Raw genomic sequence first — 21,347 nt, 5'->3', positions numbered from 1 at the left:
CCATGGAGAACGCGAAGTGCATTTCGATCTTGCCGATCTGCGGCTGATCGCCGCCATCGCCAGTACCGGCAGCCTGAGCAAGGCAGCGGCCTCGGTGCCCGTGGCGGTCTCGGCGGCGAGCAACCGGCTGCGCCAGTTCGAAGAGCGCTGCGGGCTTGCCCTGTTCGCCCGGCACAGCGACGGCATGACGTTGACGCCGACCGGTCGCCTGGTGCTGGAGGCCAGCCAGCGCGTACTGAAGGAGGCGCGGCAGCTCAAGGACACCCTGCAGGAGCTGGGCGGTGAACGGCGCATCACCTTGCGCCTGGCGGCGTCCACCGTCGCCAACAGCACCTTCCTGCCCACTGCGCTGGGGCCCTTCCTGGCGGATTATCCGGAGGTGGACCTGCAACTGATCGAGCAGAACAGCAAGGACGTGTTGCTCGCGGTGCGGGACGGCTCGATCGACATCGGCGTGTACGACGGCAACCTGCCCACCGCGGGCCTGCTGTCGCTGCCGTTCCGCAATGACAAGCTGGTGCTGCTGGTGCCGCGGGACCACCCGCTGGCCAGCCAGCACCTGCCCAGCCTGCGCGACGCGTTGAGCTTTCCCTTCGTCTGCCTGCCGGCCGAGCGCGCCATGCAACGCTTTGTCGAGGCGATGGCGGTACGCAATGCGCTGCCGCTCAAGGTGCGCGTGCGCGCGCCGAGCTTCGATGCCATCGCCCAACTGGTCGCCCAGCGAGTGGGCGTAGCCATGTTGCCGGAGGCTGCCGCGACGCGGCTGGCGCAGGAATTGCCGACGACGCTGGTGGCCCTCGCGGACCCCTGGGCCACCCGCGAGCTGCGTCTTTGCGTTGCCGACTGGGATGCCCTGTCGTCCCACGCCCGGCAATTGGTGACCTACCTGATGAACGAAGGGGCAACGCCGCCCTAGATCGAGGCTGCGCTGCCCCGGAGGACATGGTGGCGCCGACCCCTTGCGACGTTGCATGGGCACATTGCCGGGGCGCCAATGGCCGTGGCCAGGCCCCTGGCGTATAGTCGCGCCCCCCAGCGAAACCGCCAGGGCCGGCCAGGCCGGCTTCCGGCGACGCAACCATCGAGGCGCGAGGAGCACGCCAGCAATGAAAACAGAACAGGGCATCCTGCGGCTTTCCATCATCGTGACCGTGCTGTTGGCCGGTTTCGGTATTGTCGTCGGCCTGCTTTCGGGATCCTTTTCCATCGTCTTCGATGGTGTCTACTCGCTGGCCGATGCCAGCATGAGCGGCCTGGCGCTGATGGTGGCGACACTGATCCGCCGCCACACCACCGAGGGCGACGCCAGCCGGCGCCTGGCCGAACGCTTCAACATGGGCTTCTGGCACCTGGAGCCGATGGTGCTGGCACTCAATGGCACGCTGCTCTGCGGCGTGACGCTGTATGCGCTGATCAACGCCATCGGCCGGCTGCTCAGCGGCGGCCATGCGCTGGAGTTCGGCTTCGCCATTCTTTATGCGGCGGTCGCCACCCTGGTCTGCTTCGCCCTGGCGGCGGTGCAGTTCCGCGCCAACCGGCGCATCGGCTCGGACTTCGTCGCCCTCGATGCCAAGTCCTGGGTGATGTCCGGCAGCATTTCCCTGGCCTTGCTGATCGCCTTCCTGGTCGGCGACCTGGCGACCGTGAGCGGTTACGCGCAGATCGGCCCGTATGTCGACCCGGCGGTGCTGGCGCTGATCTGCCTGGTGATCCTGCCGATTCCGTTCCTGACCATTCGCCAGGCGCTCAAGGACATCCTGCTGGTCACCCCGCCGGAGCTGAAGCAGCACGTCGACGAGGTGGCCGCGCAGATCGTCGCGCAGCACGGCTTCCTGGCGTACCAGGCCTATGTCGCCAAGGTCGGGCGGGCACAGCAGATCGAGCTGTACTTCATCGTCCCGCCGGGCTGGCCGGCGCAGACCCTGGACGAGTGGGACCGACTGCGTGACGAGATCGGCGAGGCCATCGGCGGCGAGGGCCCGAACCGCTGGCTGACCATCGCCTTCACCACCGACCCGCTCTGGACCCGCTGAGCCTGACCGGGCTGCGCGAGCGCGCCAGCCCGTTGGTTTGCCGGCCTCAGGCCGTGGTATTCACCGACGTGCCGCTGGTGCCGCTGCCGGATTCGGTCAGCGCTTGCGAATAGGCGGCGGTAGCCGCTGCCACGGCCGCCGAGGCGGACGACACACGCGCTTGTGCAGCCTGGGCGGCGATCTGCTGGGCCTGCTTTTCTTCCTCGGTCTGGCCGCCGCCCTGGCTGGCCTTGGCAAGCTCCTGCTCGGCTTCTTCCAGTTCCTTCTGCGCCTGCTCCATGGCCTGCTTGAGTTTTTCCAGGGTGGTGTCGGAGTTGCTGTCCGAGCCGCCGCTTGCCGCGGCGCCACCGGCACCTGCCGCTCCGCTCGCGCCTTGTGCAGAAGCACTTGCCGAAGTCTGGCCGGTGCTGGTGGTGTCAGTGGCGGTGCTGTCTTCGCCGCTCGCTGCAACGGTCGAGGCGGAGGAAGTCGAGGCAGTGGAATAGCGAACGTTGGTGGCGCTGACGGCGCTGATGGTGGTCATGGCGAGGCTTCCGCTGAGGATGGTTATCCGACAGTGGCGGCCGCCGCGCAGCGAAATTTAGCGTGGCTTGTTATCGACTTGGTATCAGGCCTGGTACGACCTTGCGGCGGTGTCAGTTGTGTTCCACCAGTCGAGGCGTCTGCGAGCCTTCCAGGGACAGGTGGATCACACCGGCGCGGCTAGGGAAGTTCGGTGAATCGTCGTCGGTGTTTTCCATCACCGGGATATCGATCAGCGTGCGCTGGCCCGTGGGGTCGCTGACCAGCCTGGCATTGAGTGCCTCGATCGAGCGCCAGCCACCGCCGCCGATCTGCATGGCATCCAGCAGGCTGTAGTGCTCCTGGCCTTCCTCGTTCGGGGTGGAGGCAAAGACCGCGAGGTACTGGTTGTAGTTGTTACCCATGTCGAAGCCTTCGACGGTGAATACCGCCAGGGTCAGCTCGCTGCCGTTGCCGGCCTTCAGGGTCTGCACCCGGGTGGCCTCGGGGTAACCCGTGGCGAAGCTGTCCTTGTACAGCTCGACCAGGCGGCCGACCTGTTCTTCCAGGGGCTTGGGAACAGGCGCTTGCTCGGCGGCGTGGGAGACGGCGCAGGCCAGCAACAGGCTGGCGGGCAACAGGTGCAATTTCATCGCAGAAAAATCCGTGTGACGGTTGGAGCGCGGGGGCCGGCCGGCATCGAGGATGCCGACCTTCGCAGGAGCACAGGCTGAGGGTGAAAGCCGTTCAGTTCCTGGGCACCCAGTCCCCGATCTGCGAGCAGGAGTAAGTGTTGGAATAGTCGTAGTAGCGCTGCATGGGCGCGCTGCTTTCGTAGCTGCCGCACTGGTAGACCGACGTGCCTTTCTGCAGGATCAGGAAGTGGATCTGGGTGACTCGCCCCGGCGCCACGTAGGCCGCCTTCACTTCATAGCCGCTGCGCAGCAACTCCGTCACCTTGACCTCTTCGGCAGAAGCCTGCGAGCTGATGGCCAGGAGACCGAGCAACGGAAATGCCGCTTTCGCCAGGTAGTTCATGCTTGGCATGGTTTCGTATCCTCCTTGATGGGGAAGCCTGGGCTCAGGCTTCCGGCTTCAGCGCGATGCCGCCGCAATTGCCGCGGGTCAGCAGGTAGTCCACCTGCCGGGCGCGATTGATGGCGACACGGATTTCACAGCTGGCGGAGTGGACCACGTCGCCCCAGTACTCGGTATGCACCAATTGGCCGTTCTGCGGGCCGGTGTAGGTGCCGAGCGCTTCACGCGAGACGTAGGAAGTATCGCGGCGGTAGATCAGCACGACCCAGTCGTTCTCCGGCGCAAGGCCAATATCGCTGGGCGCACCGAAGTGGTCGATGGCGTCGCCGGCCGGGCGGCCCTTCCAGTAGCTGCGGGCCTGCGCTTCGGGCAGGGTAGGAATGGCGGAGCAGCCGCCGAGCAGGATGGCGATCATCCCGAGTGCCAGTAGTCCTTTCATTGCACGCCCTCCTTGGCCGGTGCGTTCTTGACCGGCATCTGCTCGAAGCCCTTGTCGACCATCTGCAGGATCAGGTTCTTGGCGTGCTCACGGTTCTGCAGTTGGAACAGGCCAGGGGCGGCCGAGACCAGCTGCGTCATGGGCATCTTGCCCAGCGGGTACATCTTCTGCTCGACGTGGGCATCCGGCTTGCAGAGGAAGTCGCGGCTCTGGGCGATCCACGCCTCAGGCTTCTTCTGCCATTCCTTGGAGACCTTCTTCGGACGGATGTCGTTGTAGAACTTGTCGTAGTTCTGCGCGCCGTTGAGGCGCACGCGATTCTTCGCGCAGTCGACCTCGACGTCATAGGCGGTAAAGGTCGGCTTGGCACCTTCCTCGTAGAACTGATAGACGCCCAGCGAGCGCACGCCGTTCTTGCGGTCGTAGATGTTGGCGGGGTCGCCATCGATGACGAAGATTTCGTTCTTGTAGAGGCTGCCTTGCTGGTGAATCAGCCAGAAATCGCCAGAGGGACCTTCCGCTTGTGCGGCGAGCGGGCTGCAAAGCAGCTGGGCAGGCAGCCAGGGCCTGAGGGGCTTGAACATGAGCGGACATTCCTTTGCCGTTGTGATCGCCGGGGCACAGCGCACCCCGGCGAAAGAAGGGTAGGAATCTAGTGGCGCAGTAGGGGAGGGTCAACCTTCCTATCGGATTTCTGTGACGAGCGGCAGCGAACTTTCTTTGTTGACCATGCGCTGATGGGGAAGGCTTGGGGCCGCTGAAACGTGCGGCATCAGGCGCTTGATGCCGGGCCCTTCATGGCGTGGATCTCAAGGCGAAATGAATTGGCGAATGGCCTGGATTGTCGGGGCTGGCGCCTCTTCCATCAGCCAGTGCCCGGCACCCGGCACCACCACTTCGGTGACATTGTCGGCAGCATTGCGCATGACGATGGCCTCGTTGGCGCCGAAGGATTTTTCACCGCCGACGGCGAGCACCGGCATCGTCAGCCGCGTCTTGTTCGACGCCTCGTTGTCCACCGCGTCCTGGCGAATGCTGCGGAACTGGGCAAAGGCGGCATGCATCGCGCCGGGACGGGCGTAGAGCTTGGCATAGTGCTGGCGGGTCGCTTCGTCCACCTTGCGCGGATCGCCGGCGAACTCGTTCCAGAAACGGTCCAGGTAAATGCGCTCGCGTCCCGCTACCAGCCGTTCCATATCGGGGCCGCCGAAGTCGAAGTGCCAGAGCATCGGCGAGCGGACGATCTCATTCCACGGCGCGATGCCGGGGACGGGAGCGTCCATCACCACCAGGCGCTCGGTTCGCTGCGGATAACGTGCCGCATAGGCATAGGCCACCATGGTGCCGATGTCATGGCCGATGACCACCGAGTGCTCGATGCCCAACGAAGCGAGTACCGCCCGCACATCTGCGGCCTGGGTCTTCTTCTCGTAGCCGCTGGCCGGAATCGACGACAAGCCCATGCCACGCAGGTCCGGCACGACGACGGTGTGGTCCTTGGCCAGGTCCGTGGCCAGTGGCGCCCACATGTCGCCGGTATCGCCGAATCCGTGCAGCAGCACCACCGCCGGCCCGGTTCCGCCGACGCGCACGTGGATGGTCGCGCCCTCTACGGCGACCTCCTGGGTGCGAAAGGAGGAGGGGAAGGCGGCTATCCCCGCCTGGGCCGGAACGCTCAAGGTCACCAGCAGGGACGCGGTCAGCAGGGTACGGATCATCGTGATCTCTCCAGGAGTGTCGACTGGAGGAGCGTAGTTCGGTTTGCGATGGATACACGGACCGGCACTGCCGCACGGCTGTACCGCAAGGTACGGCTCCCGAGGGGGAGACCACTGTTCCCCGCACCGGCCTCGTCTCCCTGGTAGCGCCAGGGCTCGGAGAAAATGATCCTCGGTGTCACTCCGGGACTGTTCGTCTACACACTCGCCATGCCCATCGACGCCACAGCTTTGGCTATGGACCGTCAGAAGAGGCGTCTGCGCCGAGGTGAGTCGAGAAAGCGGGCCACAGCCTTACGCATAACGCATCGCTGCGTACACGCTCACCTGTGCAGGTAGGTCCGTTCTGGCGGGCAGCTGCCTGGAGCGATGCAGCCAGTGGCTGCGACCTAGTGGCGGTGTTGGCGCCCATTTGCTACGGGCAGCAATCGGCCAGAGGCTACCGGTGGATGAAATGATGACTAATCAGTGGCTATGATTGGCCGGATGCCGAAAGGGATCAGGCAGAAATGGCTTTCAATCTACGGTGTGTCTATTAGTTAACAGGTTGCGCGCACATGGAATGGACCGAGCACTTTAATGGTTGGCAGGAGGCAATTGGAAAGCCTGAATCAGACGCCCATTTGCGGATGGAGGCTGCGCGCAAGCGTGTCCATACGAATACTTCTGAAGACTGGCAATGGCTCGCAAAGTCGCTGGCACACCCGAAGCAAAAGGTATTTGTCGCACTGGTTTTCAAGAGGCAGCCAGTGCCAAAACGACTCCTCGCTCCTTTTCTGCACGCGGCGGTGACGGAGCACGATCCCTCTCGTAATCGGCTGTATATCGAACCATGCATACGTTCATGGGGCGACAGAGAGGTAAACCAGAGACTATTGCGGTATCTAGAGACCGGATCAAACGAAGAAAAGGCGGGAGTCGCAAGCGCTTTTTACTGGGCGCGAGGAAACCCACTCGACGAAGACATTACCTCACTGAATGCATTAATTCGCAGCGCACTCCTCCGTGAATTCGTACGCAACGAAGACTTGACGGTCCGGCAACGCATAGCTCCGCTGCTGAACCTTGATACATCTGCCTATTCAATTGAAGACCGCCAGCTAATTTCCGAAGCAATTGCAATTGCTCGGAGACATACAGATCAGTACCTCCGCCACCGTATCGAAATTCAGATGGGTGCAGGCGGCCCATTCATGGCAATTCCAGAAATTCAATGATCTAAAGCTCTCGTTTACAGACGTCGAAATGGCTGGTGGTAGCAGTTTTTTAGGCGTGGCGGATGGCAGAAAAGGGTCGGTAGCTGCCCTCAGCAACGGCAGCAATCGTGCTATCTGCGCCCGCTCACTTCGCCGGGTACGGCTCGCCAAGGTCCCAGCGCGATTGCCAGTGCTCGATGTATTGCCGGGCGACTTCCGGCATCCCCTTGATGACCACAACATTCTCGGAGTTGGTCATTTCGGCCGAGGGGGCAAAGTTGAATGACCCTGTCTCGACCGTCGCTCCATCGACGATGATGGTTTTGTCGTGGTGGAGGTGAAAATGGTCGTTGGTGCGAAGCGCGACGCCATTGCGAACCACCAGGTCCATGGCCTTTCTGCTGGCCGTGCCCAGGTTTCGTCGCTTGTCGATCACCACTTGCACCCTGACGCCGCGCTTGGCAGCGTCAACCAGCGCCTGGGCGATGTCTTCCGCTTGGAACGCGTATGCGAGCATCTGGATGCTTTCCTGCGCACTGCCGATTGTTTTCAGGACCAACACCCGTGCCGAGCCTTCAGGAGAAAAACCAACCTGCACGGACGGCTCTCCCCAGGATGGCAAAGCAATGCCAAGCAGCAATATCGACGCGATGGCGCGAATCTTGTACATGTTGCGCACCTGGCCCGGAAAGGCTTTATGTTGCACGGACTGGATACTGAACGGATATCCTCGGCGCCCCTCATGCCACCTGGCGCAGCTTCACTGCACGCTGAAGAATACCTTCGGCAAGCTAGCCATCAAGCAGCCGTCTTCGCTGCATAGCAGAACAACGACTGTCCTGGAACTTCCGCTGTGAATCGACGACTGCCTATCACCTGCGGCAGTGATCAGCCTGAAACGGACATGAGAGTTCCGACTGAAGCGCCCTGGGGCGAAGCAGATGGCAGCGTGCAGAGCAGGGCGCCTGCCGTTGCGGTTGCGGGCGTGCCTGGCTCTTGAGTAAGGAAGCGATGGCTGTGCGCAGGGGCGTTTGTATAATCCGCATCCACGGGAGGCAGGGCCGGCTCCGGATCGGGGCGCGCAGTTGATTGCCTCTGCCAACAGCAATTCGCAAAGGTACGCAGCAGTGGAAAGACGGCAGTTCAGCGAGTCGATGCAGGGGCAGAACCTGCGCTTTGTCGATGACCGCAAAGGCGAGCCGCAGCGGCAGCGCAAAGTCGGTTTCGTGTTGCTGGAGAACTTCTCGCTGCCGGCCTTCACCCAGGCGCTGGATACCCTGGTCACCGCCAACCTGATTCGCGAAGGCGCCTTTGCCACGCGCACCTACAGCCTCGATGGCGAGGCGGTGACCAGCGACCTCGGGTTGGTGATCTGTCCGGCGGCGGCGCTGGAAGGCAGGTACCTGGACATGGATCTGCTGGTGGTTTGCGGCGGCCTGCGCACGCCGCTCAAGGACATGCCCGGCCTCAGCCGCCTGCTGCAGCTCGCCGACGAGCGCGGCATCGCTCTGGCCGGCCTGTGGAATGGCGCCTGGTTCCTCGGCAAGGCTGGCCTGCTGGATGGTCACCAATGCGCGGTGCACCCGGAAAATCGCGCTTCGCTGGCAGAGGTTGCGCGCAACAGTGTGGTCACCGCCGAGAGTTATATCCTCGACCGCAATCGCCTGACCGCCGGCAGCCCGACCGGTGCCTTCAACCTGGTGCTGGAGTGGATCCACAACCTGCACGGGCGCGAGCTGGTGGAGGGCATCGTCGATATCCTCGCCTTCGAGGAATCCCGTTACCGCCGCACCCGCCCGGCATTGCACGAGAAGATGACCCAGCCGCTGCGCGACGTACTCAACCTGATGAGTGCGAACATCGAGGAGCCGCTGAGCACGGATCAGCTTTCCGAGTGCGTAGGGCGTTCCAAGCGCCAACTGGAGCGCCTGTTCCAGGAGCAGCTGGGCACCTCGCCGGTGCGCTATTACCTGGAGCTGCGCATCACGGAAAGCCGCCGCCTGCTGCAGCATTCGGACCTGTCGCTGGTGGAGGTGGCGTTGGCCTGCGGTTTCGTTTCGCCCAGCCATTTCAGCAAGTGCTACACCTCGTTCTTCGGCCATTCGCCGTCGAAGGAAGTGCGCTTCGGTTGCGTGCGTTCCGCCAAGTAACGCAGGCGCCCGACGAGTCAGTCTGCGTGCCCGCAGTATCTTGTCGGTGGTGTTCCTCGCGCAGGTCGGCTGGTTAACTGGCCGGACGTGCAGAGAACAAGAGTGAGGAACAGGACGTGATCTTTCTTTACAACGCCGAACCCGAACACGCGGAAAAATGGCGGGCCCTGCTGGCCGCCCAGGTGCCGGACCTGGAGTTCGTCGAAGGCTTCGAGGCGGTCGACCCGGCGCGTGTCACCTACCTGCTGACCTGGAAGGCGGTCGCCGATATCGAGCGTTACACCAGCCTGCGCGTGCTGTTCGCGGCCGGCGCCGGGGTGGACCAGTTCGACCTGTCGAAGATTCCCGAATCGGTGGCACTGGTGCGCATGGTCGACGAGTCCCTGGCGGACATCATGGCCGAGTTCGTGGTGATGTCCGCGCTGGCGCTGCATCGCGAGATGCCGGCCTACCGCGCCGCGCAGGCGGCGCAGGTGTGGGAGCCGCTGAGCATCCTCCCGGCCTCGACCAGCCGGGTCGGCGTGATGGGCCTCGGCCAGTTGGGCCAGGCATGCCTTGCGCAACTGCGCCACCTGAAATTCCAGCTGCTGGGCTGGAACCGCTCGGAGCGAAACATCGACGGAGTGAAGACCTACACCGGCCCCGGGGAGCTCGCAAGCTTCCTGTCCCAGTGCGACATCCTGGTCAACCTGCTGCCGCTGACCGACAGCACCCGCGGCATCCTCAACCGCGAGACGCTGGCGCAACTGCCCAGGGGCGCCGGACTGATCAACGTCGGCCGGGGCGAACATGTGGTGGAGGCCGACCTGGTCGCGGCACTGGACGCGGGGCAGGTCGGCGCGGCGATTCTCGACGTATTCCAGCAGGAGCCGCTGCCCGAAGGGCATCCGCTGTGGTCGCACGCGCGGGTGTGGGTCACTCCGCACATCGCCAGCACCATGCAGGTGGAAGGCGGCGCGGCGGTGGTGGCGAAGAACATCCTGCGGGATCTGCAAGGCAGCGAATTGCTGCACACCGTGGATCGCCAGGCGGGCTACTGAGGCGTTTCGCTTATCGCTGAAATAGCCGGCGTGCGCTGTTTACCGTGGCCGGCACTTTCGATACTGGCGGCTCCCAACCGTCGTTCAGGAAGTGCCGTTCATGGACCAGGAACCGCTGCAAGCTCGTGACTTCGCCTTCATCCACTTCGCTGCCGTCGCCCTCTGCGGCTCGCTGATCGTCGCCCTGGCGCTGTTCCTGGCGCGGCTGGGCGTGCTCCTGCACTAAGGTTCAGGCAGTGATGGCCTGGCTCAGTGCGCCGATCAGCGCGCGCGTCTGAGCATCGCGATGGGCGCAATAGAGCACCACGTCGCGGGGTGGCAATTCAGGCAGGCCGAAGCGTTCGCGTACATCGACGCAGCCCGCCGGCGCCATGCGCTCGACCATGGCGCCAATGCCGATACCAGCCGACACCGCCGCACCGATGGCCAGAATTCCCGAGCCGACGAAGGCTTCGCTCCAGTTGCGGTTCTGCCCCTGCAGCGCGCTGCTGACCATGCTGCGCATGCCGCAGGGCGCCGGCTGGATCGCCAGCGGCAGTGGTGCACCATCGTCCAGTTCGAACGACTCGGCGGCCATCCAGCCGAAGCGTTCACTGCCGATCACCTCGCCGTCCTGGCGGCGGTTGTCGTGGCGCAGGATCAGTGCGATATCCAGCGCGCCTTCCTCGTAGCTCTCCAGCATCTGCCGCGAAGTGCCCAGGCTGAAGGCGACGATCACCTCCGGATCGGCTTGCGCCAGACGCTGGAGCCAGTGGCTCAGGTCCGCCCCGAGGATGTGATGGCTTACGCCGATGCGCAGGGTACGGCGCGGCGCGTCGAAGCAGCGCAAGGTGTCGTCGTAGCTCTGCAGCAGGCGGCGGGCGCTGGCAATGAACACCGAGCCCTGGGCGGACAGGGTAACGCGGCGCGGTGTGCGCTCCAGCAGCGCGCGGCCGAGGGATTCTTCCAGGCGCTTGATCTTCAGGCTGATCGCCGCCTGGGTGGTGCCGGCGACCTCGGCGGCGCGGGTGAAGCTCTTCAGGTCGGCGACCAGCAGGAAGGCGCGGATGGCTTCTATATCGGGGGTTTTCATGGCAGCGAATCGTCCTGGGGGCTATCGCCAGTCTGGCAGCTGGGCCGACACAACCCAAGCCCCGGATGCGCTACAGTGCCGCCTTCGCCACTGACGAGGAATCGCGATGCTGACCCAGGCCTTCGCCTACAAGTGCTGGTCGGACCTTCGGGCGCTGGACGCCATCGCCCAGATCGACGCCGGGCGTTTCCCCGAGGAGCATGCCTTCGCGCTCCAGCAACTCAACCACATGGCCATCGTCGAGGACCTGTTCCGCGCACGGCTGAAGGGCGAAACGGACCCGCACCCGGCCACCAATACCCAGGTGGTGCCCGGTTACGACGAGCTGCGCGAGCGCCTGCTGACCTCCGGCCAGTGGTACGTCGAGCAGCTCGCCGCGCTGACCCCGGAGCAGGGGCGTGAAGTCATTCACTTCCGCTTCACCGACGGCCGCAGCGGCAGCCTGACCCGCGAGGAGATGTTCTTCCACATCCTCAACCACGCGACCTACCACCGCGGCTCCATCGCCCGCGCACTGGACCAGGCCGGCGTGGCGCACCCGGCTGACACCTACACGGTGTTCGTGCACGCCACGCAACCGGAGCGCCGCGAGAGCTGAGGGCTCAGCAGGCCACTTCGTCGATGATGATCTGCAGCGTCTGGCGTGAACAGCGCTCGACTCGTGCCTGTACGCCGTAGACGTCTCCGAACAGTTGCGGAGTGAGGATGCTTTCTGCGCCGCCGGCGGCGACCAGCCGGCCCTGGTGCAGCACCGCCAGTTGGTCGGCGTAGCGAGCGGCGAGGCCGATGTCGTGCAGCACGGCGATGGCGATCAGGCCGTGGCGGCGCACTTCCTCCTGCACGCATTGCATGACCCGCAGCTGGTAGTTCAGGTCCAGCGCGCTGGTGGGTTCGTCCAGCAGCAATACCTGCGGGCGTTGCGCCAGCAGTTGGGCCAGGCTGACCATCTGCCGCTGGCCGCCGGAGAGGCGGTCCAGGCGCTGGTCGCGCAGGTGCAGGATGCCGACCCGGCGCAACGCTTCGAGGGCAGCGGCCAGCGGGTCGGCGCGGCGCTGTTCGGTGTCGAAGGGGTTGACCCGCAGGCTCGCCAGCAGCGCATCGAGTACGCTCAGGGCGATGCCGCCGGGCAGGTGCTGCGGCATGTAGGCGATTCGCCGGCTGCGTTCGCCGACCGACAGCGATGTCAGGGATTGGCCGTCGAGACTCAGCTCACCGCGTACTCGCTCCAGGCCCGCGAGACCGCGCAGCAGGGTCGACTTGCCCGCACCGTTGGGGCCGATCAGGGCGGTGAGGGTGCCGCGTTTAAGTTCCGGCAAGGTCACCTCGTGGACCACCGCATGGCGGCGGTAGGCGACCGTCAGGTTCCGGGCGAGCAGGCTCATGCGTGGCGTCCTCCGCGGCAGACCAGCACGACGAATACCGGTACCCCGACCAGTGCGGTGACGATGCCCACCGGCACGATCAGCCCCGGCATCAGCAGCTTGCTCGCCACCGACGACAGCGACAGCAGCAGTGCACCAACCAGCGCGCTGGCCGGCAGGTAGAAACGCTGGTCCTCGCCGATCAGCAGCCGTGCGATGTGCGGGCCGACCAGGCCGATGAAACCGATGGTGCCAACGAAAGCCACCGCGCAGGCCGACAGCAGGCAGATGCGCAGCAGGGCGAAACGGCGCAGGCGGCGCACGTCCACGCCCAGGCTGCGGGCGCGGTCCTCGCCCATGCGCAGCACGGTGAGCTTTGACGCGGCGGCCTGGGAGAAGGGCAGGCACAGGGCAAGCACCAGGGCCAGCGCGCCGGCCTTGTGCCAGCCAGCACGGGCGAGGCTGCCAAGTGTCCAGAACACCAGCTGTTGCAGCACGTCTTCGCTGGCCATCATCTGCAGCAGGGCGACCGCCGCATTGCAGCTGAATACCAGGGCGATGCCGAACAGCACCAGGCTTTCCACGCCGCCGCCACGCAGGCGCGAGAGCCCTTGCAGCACGACCAGCGACAGGCAGGCGAAAACGAAGGCGGCCAGTGAGACGGCCGTGTTGGCCGACAGCCAGGCGTTGCCCAGGTGGAAGAAGATCGCCAGCGAGGCGCCCAGCGCGGCGGAGGACGACACACCGAGGGTGAAGGGGCTGGCCAGTGGGTTGTCGAGGATGGTCTGCATCTCCGCGCCGGCCAGTGCCAGCGCGCCGCCCACCAGCAGCGCCATCACCGCGTAGGGCAGGCGCACGTTCCAGATGATCACCCGCTGGCTCGGCTCCAGATCAGCCGGGTGAAGCAGGCCGTGGAGCAGGGCGGAAGGCGTCAACCCGGACGGCCCGCTGAGCAGGTCCCAGGCCATGGAGCCCAGCAGCAGGGCGAGCAGGACGACCAGCACCGCTCCCCGGCGGCGCAGTTGCAGCTGGCGCTCACGGCGTGCCAGCTGCAGGTCGATAGTGTCCACGGCGACGTTCATTCAGGCTTGCCGGCATCGACCCAGTAGGTGCCGTCCAGGCCGATGCGCAGGAAGTCCTGGTTGATCTGCGCCTGGGTCTGCGCCGGGTCGAGGCCGGCGAAGCGTTCGGGATGAACCCAGCGCGCCATGGCCTCGATGGCGAGGATGTTGAACGGCGAGTTGTAGAAGTCGTGCCAGAGGCCGTGGGCCTTGCCGTTGCGGATGGCGTCCAGGCTGGCGAACTCGGGGCGTTGCAGGACCTTGCCCAGGCTTTCGCGGGCCTGTTGCTGGCTGACACCGGCGCCGAGGATCAGTCCCGGCTGGCGGTTGCCGGTGGCGATGTACAGGTCCGGTTTCGCCGACAGTGCGTATTCCACGCTGATGTCGCCCAGCGCGCCGGGTACCACGCCGGCGGCGATGTTGCGACCACCAACGGCGTCGATCACGCTGCCCAGGCCGCTCTTGCCGGTGGTGTGCCCCGGTGCCTGCCAGACGCCGGCCAGCAGTTCGAGGAACACCGTCGGTTTGTGCGCCTCATCCAGCCCGGCCACGCCATCGCGGATGTGCTTGAGGTGGGCATCGTAGAACTTCAGGTACTGGTCAGCCTCGGCCTGGCGACCGAGCGCTGCGCCCAGCGCGGTAAGGCTGGTGCGCACGCCCTCGATGGGGTGCACGCGGAAGTCGACGAATACCACCGGGACGCCGGCGGCGGCGAGGATATCGGCGATCGGGCTGTGCTGTGTCGGGCCTTCGCCGGCGATGCTGAACACGGCGAGGTCCGGCTTCAGCGCGAGGATCTGCTCGGCGCTGACGCTCTGCTCAGAGGCCTGGCCGATCAGCGGGATCTGCTTCACCTGGGGGAAGCGCTGGGCGTAGACGTCGAAGGTGTGCGGGTCGAGCAGGCGCACGTCGTTCTGCCAGCCGACCACGCGCTGGAAGGGGTTGTCGCGGTCGAGCAGGGCGAGGGCGAAGAACAGGCGGCCTTCACCCAGCACGACGCGCTGGGCATTGCCACTGACTTCGACCTTGCGCCCCAGCACGTCGGTGACGGTCAGCGCTTCGGCGGGCACGGCGAGGCCGAGCCAGCCCAGGCAGAGCAGGGCGAGAGTGGCGAGGGAGCGGAGCAGACGGGAGCGGGACGACAGGAAGGGCATGCGGAACGACCTGGGCATGAAGTAGAATTAATCGCATTTGCAATCCACTCTACCGCTGCCGCCGCGGGCGAGCCGGGCGGCAATGTATCGGATCGGCGTGAAATCCCGCGCCACAACAATCCATTACATTTGCGCCGTGCAACCCGTGTCGCCAGCCCGTATCGATAGCGCCTCGCCGCGAGTTTTCCGATGTCCAGGCCAGACCACATCCTCGTCGTCGACGACGACCCCGAGATCCGCCAGCTGCTGGCCGACTACCTCAAGGGCATGGGCTACCAGGTGTCCGTCGCCGCCGATGGCCGCGAGATGCAGCGCCAGCTGGAGGTACAGCCGGTGGACCTGGTGGTGCTCGACCTGATGCTGCCCGGCGAGGACGGCCTGACCCTGTGCCGCGACCTGCGCGCACGCAGCGACGTGCCGGTGATCATGCTCACCGCGCGGGGCACGCTGATCGACCGCATCATCGGCCTGGAGATGGGCGCCGACGACTACCTGCCCAAGCCCTTCGACCCGCGCGAATTGCTGGCGCGGATCAAGGTGGTGCTGCGCCGGGTACAGAGCTTCCCGCAGCGCGCCCAGGTGGATGAGGCGGCGACCCTGCGCTTCGCTGGCTGGGAGCTGGATACCCGCGCCCGCCATCTGCGCTCGCCCGCCGGGCTGAGCATCGCCCTGGCCGGCTCCGACTTCCGCCTGTTGCGCCTGCTGCTGCAGCATCCCAATCGCCCGCTGGGCCGTGACTTCCTGCTGCGCCAGGTGTTCGACAAGGAGCGCCTGCCGTTCGACCGCGCCATCGACGTCTGCGTCAGCCGCCTGCGCCAGCACCTGGAAGACGATCCGAAGGCGCCGAAGCTGATCCGCACGGTACGCAACCAGGGCTACATGCTCACCGCCGAAGACGTGGTCAGCGCCTGATGCGCCTGTGGCCGCGCACGCTGTTCGGGCGGCTGGTGGTGATCCTGGTGGGTGGGATGATCGCCGCCCAGGTGCTCACCGGCAGCATCTGGTACGACGTGCGCCACACCCAGGCGCTGGAGATTCCGCTGCGCCTGGCGGCGGCGCGGCTGACCGACCTGCAGCACCTGCACCAGCGCCAGCCGGCGGATTTTCCGCAGGCGCTGAGTGCACTCGACCGGCCGGGATTCGAAGCACGCCTGGTTGATGCGCCGGAGGACCCGGACGGCTCCTCCGACCCGGCGGCCGAACGCCTGTTGCGCCGTGCCGTGCATGACCAGGGCGGCGATGCCCAGGGCTTGCGCTTGTTGAGCGTGGAGTTGCGCGATGGTGCCGGCGAGCGCAGTGGGCTGAGCGGATTGTTCACCGGCAATGGAACGAAGGCGCATCTGTTGCTGGCGGCGCCACTGGGCGAAGGCCGCTGGCTGCGCATCTCGATGGTCGAAGGGCAGGGCTGGAGCAGCCAGTCGACCCTCGATGTGGCGCTGGATTACCTGCTGCGCCTGTACCTGCTGCGCATCCTCGTCGTCGTGCTGCTGGCGTTGCTGGCGGTGCGCCTGGCCATCGGCCCGCTGGACAAGCTGGCCCGCGCCGCCGAAGCCCTGGGCAAGGACATCCAGCGCCCACCGCTGGCCGAAGAAGGCCCGCTGGAAGTGCGCCGGGCCGCCCGCGCCTTCAATGCCATGCAGCAGCGGCTGATCCATAACCTCGGCGAGCGCATGCGCTTCCTCGCCGCCGTGTCTCATGACCTGCGTTCGCCCATCACCCGCCTGCGCCTGCGCACCGAGATGCTCGACGACGACACTGCGCGGCAGAAGCTGCGCAAGGACCTCGACGACATGGAAGGCATGGTCACCGCGACCCTGGATTTCATCAGCGGCAGCGACCTCGACGAGGCGCGGCAGAACCTCGATGTGAATGCGCTGCTGCAGAGCCTGCAGGCGGATTTCGAGGAGCAGGGCGCGACGGTTTCGGTTGCCGGGCGTGCGCTGCAACCGCTTCCGGGGTATCCGCTGAGCCTGCAACGGGCCTTGTTGAATCTGCTGGAAAACGCCGTGCGCTATGCCGGTGGCGCCGAGGTGCAGGTCGAGGACAGTGCGCAGGCGCTGCGTATCCGCGTGCTGGATCGCGGGCCGGGAATTCCCCCGGAGCAATTGGCGCGGGTAACCGAACCCTTCTACCGGCTGGAGCCGTCGCGCAATCGCTCCACGGGCGGCTACGGACTGGGCTTGAGCATCGCCCAGACCATCGCGGCGGCGCACCATGGCCGGCTGCAATTGCTCAACCGCGAGGGCGGTGGGCTGGAAGCGACGCTGCTGTTCGACCGCGGCGCCTGAGCGATAGGGTCTCTGCAAGGGAAACATCGCAAAGGGAAATATTGCAGCGGGGATTGGGGCGCGAACCTGTCCGCCGGGTTTCCGGGGAGGGAGTCCTGTGGGTGGACAGGTTCGCGGTTGAACGTACCGCGTCACCGCTCGGAATCATGCAGCGCCTGTAGGAGCGAGCTTGCTCGCGAACCACTTGGCACCGTGCCGTGCCGGTTCGCGAGCAAGCTCGCTCCTACAAGGGAAACATCGCAAAAGGGAAATATTGCAGCGGGGATTGGGTCGCGAACCTGTCCGCCGGGTTTCCGGGGAGGGAGTCCTGTCGGTGGACAGGTTCGCGGTTGAACGTATCGCGTCACCGCTCGGAATCATATGGCGCCTGTAGGAGCGAGCTTGCTCGCGAACCGCATGACAGCATGCCGTGCCGGTTTGCGAGCAAGCTCGCTCCTACGAAGAGCCGATCGGAGCGGCCGGTTGGTTAGAACGAGTAATCCGCACTCAGCACCGCGCCGCGGCTTGCGCCCGGCACGCCGTAGCCGCGGCCGTTGTATTGGCTCCAGTAGTGCTTGTCGAACAGGTTGTTGACGTTCAGGCGCAGCTGCACGTCCTGGGTCGCCTGCCAGCTGAGCATGGCGTCATGCACCACGTAGCCGGGCACGGTGGTCTGGCCGGCGCGGGTCAGGGTGGAGCCCAGGCCCGGATAGATCTTCACATCGTCCACGTAGCGCACGCCGTAGCTCAGCGCCAGGTCGTCCGGCAGTAGCCAGGTGCTCCACAGGCTCAAGGCATTCTGCGGAGTGTTGGCCAGTTGCACGCCCTTGTCTGAGCCGTTGTAGGGCTTGATCAGCTTGCTGTTCTGGTGCACGTAGGCGGCGTACACCGACCAGTTTCGGGTGATGTTGCCGCTGGCCGACAGTTCGATGCCGCGCACCCGCTCCTCGCCGCCGGTGTAGGCGGAAAGCTCCTCGTCATCGATGTAGGTCAGCTGGCGCTTGGTCTCGAACACATCGCCATTGAGCGCCAGCTGGCCGTCGAGCAGTTCCCATTTGCTGCCCACTTCATAGGTCTTGCCGCGGTCGCCCTTGGTCGAGGCGATGCTGCCGGTCTGCGCCACCGCGAGCACGCCGGAAGGCTGCTTGGCGTTGGCGTAGCTGACGTAGAGGCTGCCGTTCTCCACCGGCTTGTAGGTGAGCGCGGTGTGCACGCTGGTGAGCTTCTCGTTCTGCGAGGAGCTGCCCTTGTCGACCCAGGCCGCACTCTGGCTGGCGCGGGTTTCGCTGTCCAGCACGCGGGTATTGAAGTGGTCCTGGCGCGCGGCCAGGTGCAACTGCCAGTGCTCGTCGAACTTCAGGGTGTCGAGCAGGTAGAAGGCCTTGTCGATCTGTTCCACGGACTGCTTGGCCGAGGTGTAGGTATCCAGCGCATAGGGGTACTTCGACCAGTCGTTGCTGGTCACCGGCAAGTTGCCCATGGCGGTGCGGCTGGCGGCGCTCAGGGCGCCGGTCTTCGAATCCAGCGTCTGCTTGCTCAGGTCGACGCCGCCGACCAGGGTGTGGCCGATGCCGAAGGTGTCGACGCGCCAGGTCAGGTTGGTCTGGTTGCTGTAGGTGTCGTTGGTCTGCTCGCGCAGCGGCGTGTTGATGTTGCGCCGGTAGATGCCCTTGCCGGCCTGGATGCCCGGCGCGCCGGCGTTCGGGTCGCCACCAGGGGTGGTGACGAAGAAATCATGGTCCAGGTGGAACCAGGTGAAGCGGCTGTCCAGGCTCAGGGCATCGTTGAAGTCATGGGCGAACTTCAGGTTCACGCGGTGCGATTCGTTGTTCTCGTAGTCGAGGTTGCGCCAGCCCCAGTAGCTGCTCCAGCTGGCGCCCCCGGCGCGGTGTGGCGAGCTGCCGTTGCTGCCATTGACCGTGGGGATGCCGTAGTCGGGCGTGGCGTTGTCATGCAGGTATTCGTAGGCCAGGGTGACACGGGTGTCGGTGCCCAGGCCCAGCGCCAGGGACGGGGCGAAACCGTAGCGCTCGTCGCCGACCCAGTCGCGGCCATCGGTGCCGGTGTTGGCGCCCATCACGTTGACACGGAACGCCGCACCTTCGCCGAGGCCGTCGATGCGGTGGTTCACGTCCAGCGTGCCGCGCTTGAAGTTGGCCGTGCCGACGCCGCCGCTGAGCAGGTTGAAGTCATCCAGCTGCGGGGTCTTGGTCACCAGGTTGACTGCGCCGCCGACGGCGCCGACGCCCCAGGCCGCAGTGCTGGAGCCCTTGAAGACCTCCACGCCCTCGGTGTTGAAGAAGTCGTCACGCGAGTACTTGGCCGGGTCGCGCACGCCGTCGCGGTAGATGTTGCCGTCGGCATTGAAGCCACGGATGGTCAGGCTGTCGCCCACACCACCGCCGCCTTCGCCGGAGTTGAAGGTGATGCCCGGCACGTTGCGCAGGGCGTCCTTCAGGCTCTGGGCGTTCTGTTCCTTGAGCAGCGTCTCGGAGAGCACGGTCACGCTCTGCGGGGTATCGCGCAGCGGTTCGCTGTATTTCGCCGAGCTGGCGTGGTCGACCTTGTAGGGCGACTCCTGGGTGGCCTGCACGGTGCTGTCGGGCAGGGCCAGGGCGTCCTGGTCATCGGCAGTGGGCGGCTGATCTGCCCAGGCACTCAGCGGGATCGCCATGAAGGTGGCGAGGCCGACGATGGGGGCGAGGGTGAGAGGTGCGTCGGAACGGGTAACGGGAGTGAGGTTCAAGCGGGGCGACATGGACGGAAAGCTCTCCGGCAAATGCGAGTTATTTGCATTGCGGAAAGGCTAACAGTGATGGCCCGGTGCCCAGGCAGCGTAAATGTATCGCCGCCGAAGCGCCGGGCGCTTTACAACAATCCATTACATTTGCCCGGGCACGAACGGCCGGGCGAAGGGTCTGCCGCCGGCCCGGGGCCGGCGGCAGCGGTTGGTCAGGCCTTCTTCGCGGCCGGTTTTGTCGACGGTAGCAGGATGGTGATGCAGCCCATCAGCGGCAGGAACGAGCACAGCGTGTAGACGTACTCGATGCCGTGGATGTCGGCCAGGTGACCGAGGAACGCCGCGCCGATGCCGCCGAAGCCGAACATCAGGCCGAAGAACACCCCGGCGATCATGCCGACGTTGCCCGGTACCAGTTCCTGGGCGTAGACCACGATGGCGGAGAAGGCCGAGGCGAGGATGAAGCCGATCACCAGGCTCAGCACGCTGGTCCAGAACAGGTCGACGTAGGGCAGCGCCAGGGTGAAGGGCGCAACGCCGAGGATGGAGAACCAGATCACCGCCTTGCGGCCGATTCGGTCGCCCACCGGGCCGCCGAAGAAGGTACCGGCGGCCACCGCGCCGAGGAAGCCGAACAGGTAGAGCTGCGAGCTGGCCACCGAGAGGTCGAACTTCTCGATCAGGTAGAAGGTGTAGTAGCTGGTGAAGCTGGCCATGTAGAAGTACTTGGAGAACACCAGCAGTGCCAGCACCACCAGCGAGGCGGTTACGCGGCCCTTGGACAGGCCATGGGTGGCCACGCCGCCGGCCTTGAGCTTGAACAGGCTGAGGTGGTTGCGGTACCAGCGGCTCAGGCCCCAGAGCACGCCGACGAGGAACACCGCGAACAGGCCGAAGTAGGCCACGTGGCCCTGACCGTACGGGATGATGATGGCCGCCGCCAACAAGGGACCGAAGGCGCTGCCGGCATTGCCGCCGACCTGGAAGGTGGACTGCGCCAGCCCGTAGCGCCCGCCGGAGGCCAGCCGCGCGATGCGCGAGGTTTCCGGGTGGAAGGTCGAGGAACCGATGCCCACCAGCGCCGACGCCAGCAGGATGGCGTGGAAGCTGCCGACGAAGGCCAGCATGAGGATGCCGATCAGCGTGCAGATGCTGCCCAGCGGCGCCAGCCAGGGTTTGGGGTGGCGGTCGGTGTGGTAGCCGACCCAGGGCTGCAGCAGCGAGGCGGTCAGCTGGAAGGTCAGGGTGATCAGGCCGACCTGGGTGAAGCTCAGGCCATAGTTGGCCTTGAGCACCGGATAGATCGACGGCAGCACGGCCTGGATCAGGTCGTTGGTCAGGTGGGCGAGGGCGCAGGCGCCGATCACGCGCATCACCAGTGGGCTGGCCTGGCTGGCCACGGTCGGCGTGGCCAGGGGGGAAGCGGTGGTAGACATGGGACTCCGGGGCAGCAAGGTAGGGCGCCAGGGCAGGGCGCCGGGTTCTTCGAATTGGGTGGCCTATGCTAGGCGCGCGGCTGGCAGCTGTCTCACGCGATCCGGACGACGAATATCGCGAAACGGCCAAATCGGCCCGTC

The 21,347-nt window shown here is 65.6% G+C and carries 22 protein-coding genes; 9 read left to right on the top strand and 13 right to left on the bottom strand.

What is annotated here, in order from left to right; translation table 11 throughout:
• Positions 1 to 16: 16 nt before the first annotated feature.
• Positions 17 to 916: a LysR family transcriptional regulator gene (locus RS899_RS13740; protein WP_084357579.1), complete on the top strand. Its 900-nt coding sequence runs from the start codon at positions 17 to 19 to the stop codon at positions 914 to 916.
• Positions 917 to 1,106: 190 nt separating this feature from the next.
• Positions 1,107 to 2,033, top strand: coding sequence for a cation diffusion facilitator family transporter (locus tag RS899_RS13735; protein WP_054908899.1), 927 nt, complete (start codon positions 1,107 to 1,109; stop codon positions 2,031 to 2,033).
• A gap of 46 nt (positions 2,034 to 2,079) precedes the next feature.
• Here the strand turns inward: RS899_RS13735 and RS899_RS13730 are convergent, their stop codons facing one another.
• From RS899_RS13730 to RS899_RS13705, 6 genes are all read right to left on the bottom strand, one after another.
• A complete protein-coding gene (locus tag RS899_RS13730) occupies positions 2,080 to 2,556 on the bottom strand; it encodes a hypothetical protein (protein WP_315810230.1) in 477 nt (158 codons plus the stop codon).
• A gap of 112 nt (positions 2,557 to 2,668) precedes the next feature.
• On the bottom strand, positions 2,669 to 3,187 hold the full coding sequence (locus RS899_RS13725; RefSeq protein WP_315810229.1) for a hypothetical protein: 519 nt from the start codon (positions 3,185 to 3,187) through the stop codon (positions 2,669 to 2,671).
• Between the two features lie 94 nt (positions 3,188 to 3,281).
• A complete protein-coding gene (locus RS899_RS13720; protein WP_169938349.1) occupies positions 3,282 to 3,581 on the bottom strand; it encodes a hypothetical protein in 300 nt (99 codons plus the stop codon).
• Positions 3,582 to 3,615: 34 nt separating this feature from the next.
• On the bottom strand, positions 3,616 to 4,011 hold the full coding sequence (locus RS899_RS13715) for a hypothetical protein (RefSeq protein WP_045214467.1): 396 nt from the start codon (positions 4,009 to 4,011) through the stop codon (positions 3,616 to 3,618).
• Positions 4,008 to 4,595 (bottom strand): hypothetical protein, encoded by a 588-nt coding sequence (locus tag RS899_RS13710; protein WP_315810228.1) that lies wholly within the window; start codon positions 4,593 to 4,595, stop codon positions 4,008 to 4,010. Before RS899_RS13710 ends, RS899_RS13715 begins: the two co-directional genes overlap by 4 nt.
• Before the next feature lie 225 nt (positions 4,596 to 4,820).
• Positions 4,821 to 5,729: an alpha/beta hydrolase gene (locus RS899_RS13705; RefSeq protein ID WP_315810227.1), complete on the bottom strand. Its 909-nt coding sequence runs from the start codon at positions 5,727 to 5,729 to the stop codon at positions 4,821 to 4,823.
• A gap of 557 nt (positions 5,730 to 6,286) precedes the next feature.
• Here RS899_RS13705 and RS899_RS13700 point away from each other — a divergent pair.
• Positions 6,287 to 6,946, top strand: a complete 660-nt coding sequence (locus RS899_RS13700) for a hypothetical protein (RefSeq protein ID WP_315810226.1) — start codon at positions 6,287 to 6,289, stop codon at positions 6,944 to 6,946.
• Between the two features lie 124 nt (positions 6,947 to 7,070).
• Here the strand turns inward: RS899_RS13700 and RS899_RS13695 are convergent, their stop codons facing one another.
• Positions 7,071 to 7,595: a phospholipase D family protein gene (locus RS899_RS13695; protein ID WP_233297725.1), complete on the bottom strand. Its 525-nt coding sequence runs from the start codon at positions 7,593 to 7,595 to the stop codon at positions 7,071 to 7,073.
• A 457-nt stretch (positions 7,596 to 8,052) separates the two neighbouring features.
• Between RS899_RS13695 and RS899_RS13690 the strand changes: the two genes are divergently transcribed.
• The 3 genes from RS899_RS13690 to RS899_RS13680 all read left to right on the top strand — a co-directional run bounded on the left by RS899_RS13690 (position 8,053) and on the right by RS899_RS13680 (position 10,341).
• Positions 8,053 to 9,075, top strand: coding sequence for a GlxA family transcriptional regulator (locus RS899_RS13690; protein WP_315810225.1), 1,023 nt, complete (start codon positions 8,053 to 8,055; stop codon positions 9,073 to 9,075).
• Positions 9,076 to 9,191: 116 nt separating this feature from the next.
• Positions 9,192 to 10,115 (top strand): 2-hydroxyacid dehydrogenase, encoded by a 924-nt coding sequence (locus RS899_RS13685; protein WP_233297723.1) that lies wholly within the window; start codon positions 9,192 to 9,194, stop codon positions 10,113 to 10,115.
• A gap of 100 nt (positions 10,116 to 10,215) precedes the next feature.
• Positions 10,216 to 10,341, top strand: a complete 126-nt coding sequence (locus RS899_RS13680) for a hypothetical protein (RefSeq protein ID WP_256233810.1) — start codon at positions 10,216 to 10,218, stop codon at positions 10,339 to 10,341.
• A gap of 3 nt (positions 10,342 to 10,344) precedes the next feature.
• Here the strand turns inward: RS899_RS13680 and RS899_RS13675 are convergent, their stop codons facing one another.
• On the bottom strand, positions 10,345 to 11,187 hold the full coding sequence (locus RS899_RS13675) for a LysR family transcriptional regulator (RefSeq protein ID WP_054908911.1): 843 nt from the start codon (positions 11,185 to 11,187) through the stop codon (positions 10,345 to 10,347).
• Positions 11,188 to 11,293: 106 nt separating this feature from the next.
• On the opposite strand from RS899_RS13675, the gene RS899_RS13670 reads away from it, so the two are divergent.
• Complete coding sequence (locus RS899_RS13670; RefSeq protein ID WP_315810224.1) at positions 11,294 to 11,785, top strand: DinB family protein; 492 nt, start codon at positions 11,294 to 11,296, stop codon at positions 11,783 to 11,785.
• A 4-nt stretch (positions 11,786 to 11,789) separates the two neighbouring features.
• Here RS899_RS13670 and RS899_RS13665 read toward each other — a convergent pair whose 3' ends face one another.
• The 3 genes from RS899_RS13665 to RS899_RS13655 are packed head-to-tail and all read right to left on the bottom strand — an operon-like array spanning position 11,790 to position 14,763.
• Complete coding sequence (locus RS899_RS13665) at positions 11,790 to 12,569, bottom strand: ABC transporter ATP-binding protein (protein ID WP_315810223.1); 780 nt, start codon at positions 12,567 to 12,569, stop codon at positions 11,790 to 11,792.
• On the bottom strand, positions 12,566 to 13,630 hold the full coding sequence (locus tag RS899_RS13660) for an iron ABC transporter permease (RefSeq protein ID WP_315810222.1): 1,065 nt from the start codon (positions 13,628 to 13,630) through the stop codon (positions 12,566 to 12,568). Before RS899_RS13660 ends, RS899_RS13665 begins: the two co-directional genes overlap by 4 nt.
• Positions 13,627 to 14,763: an ABC transporter substrate-binding protein gene (locus tag RS899_RS13655; protein ID WP_315810221.1), complete on the bottom strand. Its 1,137-nt coding sequence runs from the start codon at positions 14,761 to 14,763 to the stop codon at positions 13,627 to 13,629. The genes RS899_RS13660 and RS899_RS13655 overlap by 4 nt, the downstream gene beginning before the upstream one ends.
• Positions 14,764 to 14,952: 189 nt before the next feature.
• On the opposite strand from RS899_RS13655, the gene RS899_RS13650 reads away from it, so the two are divergent.
• Complete coding sequence (locus RS899_RS13650) at positions 14,953 to 15,675, top strand: response regulator (RefSeq protein WP_054908916.1); 723 nt, start codon at positions 14,953 to 14,955, stop codon at positions 15,673 to 15,675.
• Positions 15,675 to 17,051, top strand: a complete 1,377-nt coding sequence (locus RS899_RS13645) for an ATP-binding protein (protein ID WP_054908917.1) — start codon at positions 15,675 to 15,677, stop codon at positions 17,049 to 17,051. Before RS899_RS13650 ends, RS899_RS13645 begins: the two co-directional genes overlap by 1 nt.
• Positions 17,052 to 17,517: 466 nt before the next feature.
• Here RS899_RS13645 and RS899_RS13640 read toward each other — a convergent pair whose 3' ends face one another.
• Positions 17,518 to 19,788: a TonB-dependent receptor gene (locus RS899_RS13640; protein ID WP_233297715.1), complete on the bottom strand. Its 2,271-nt coding sequence runs from the start codon at positions 19,786 to 19,788 to the stop codon at positions 17,518 to 17,520.
• Positions 19,789 to 19,982: 194 nt separating this feature from the next.
• The gene (locus tag RS899_RS13635; protein ID WP_315810220.1) at positions 19,983 to 21,206 is read right to left on the bottom strand and encodes an MFS transporter; all 1,224 of its coding nucleotides are present in this window, start codon (positions 21,204 to 21,206) and stop codon (positions 19,983 to 19,985) included.
• Positions 21,207 to 21,347: the final 141 nt, after the last annotated feature.

Source organism: Pseudomonas sp. C9-3 (assembly GCF_032392015.1).
GTDB lineage: Bacteria > Pseudomonadota > Gammaproteobacteria > Pseudomonadales > Pseudomonadaceae > Pseudomonas > Pseudomonas nitroreducens.
Note: the sequence above shows the minus strand (reverse complement) of the source record. Positions and strands in the feature narration are given on the sequence as shown.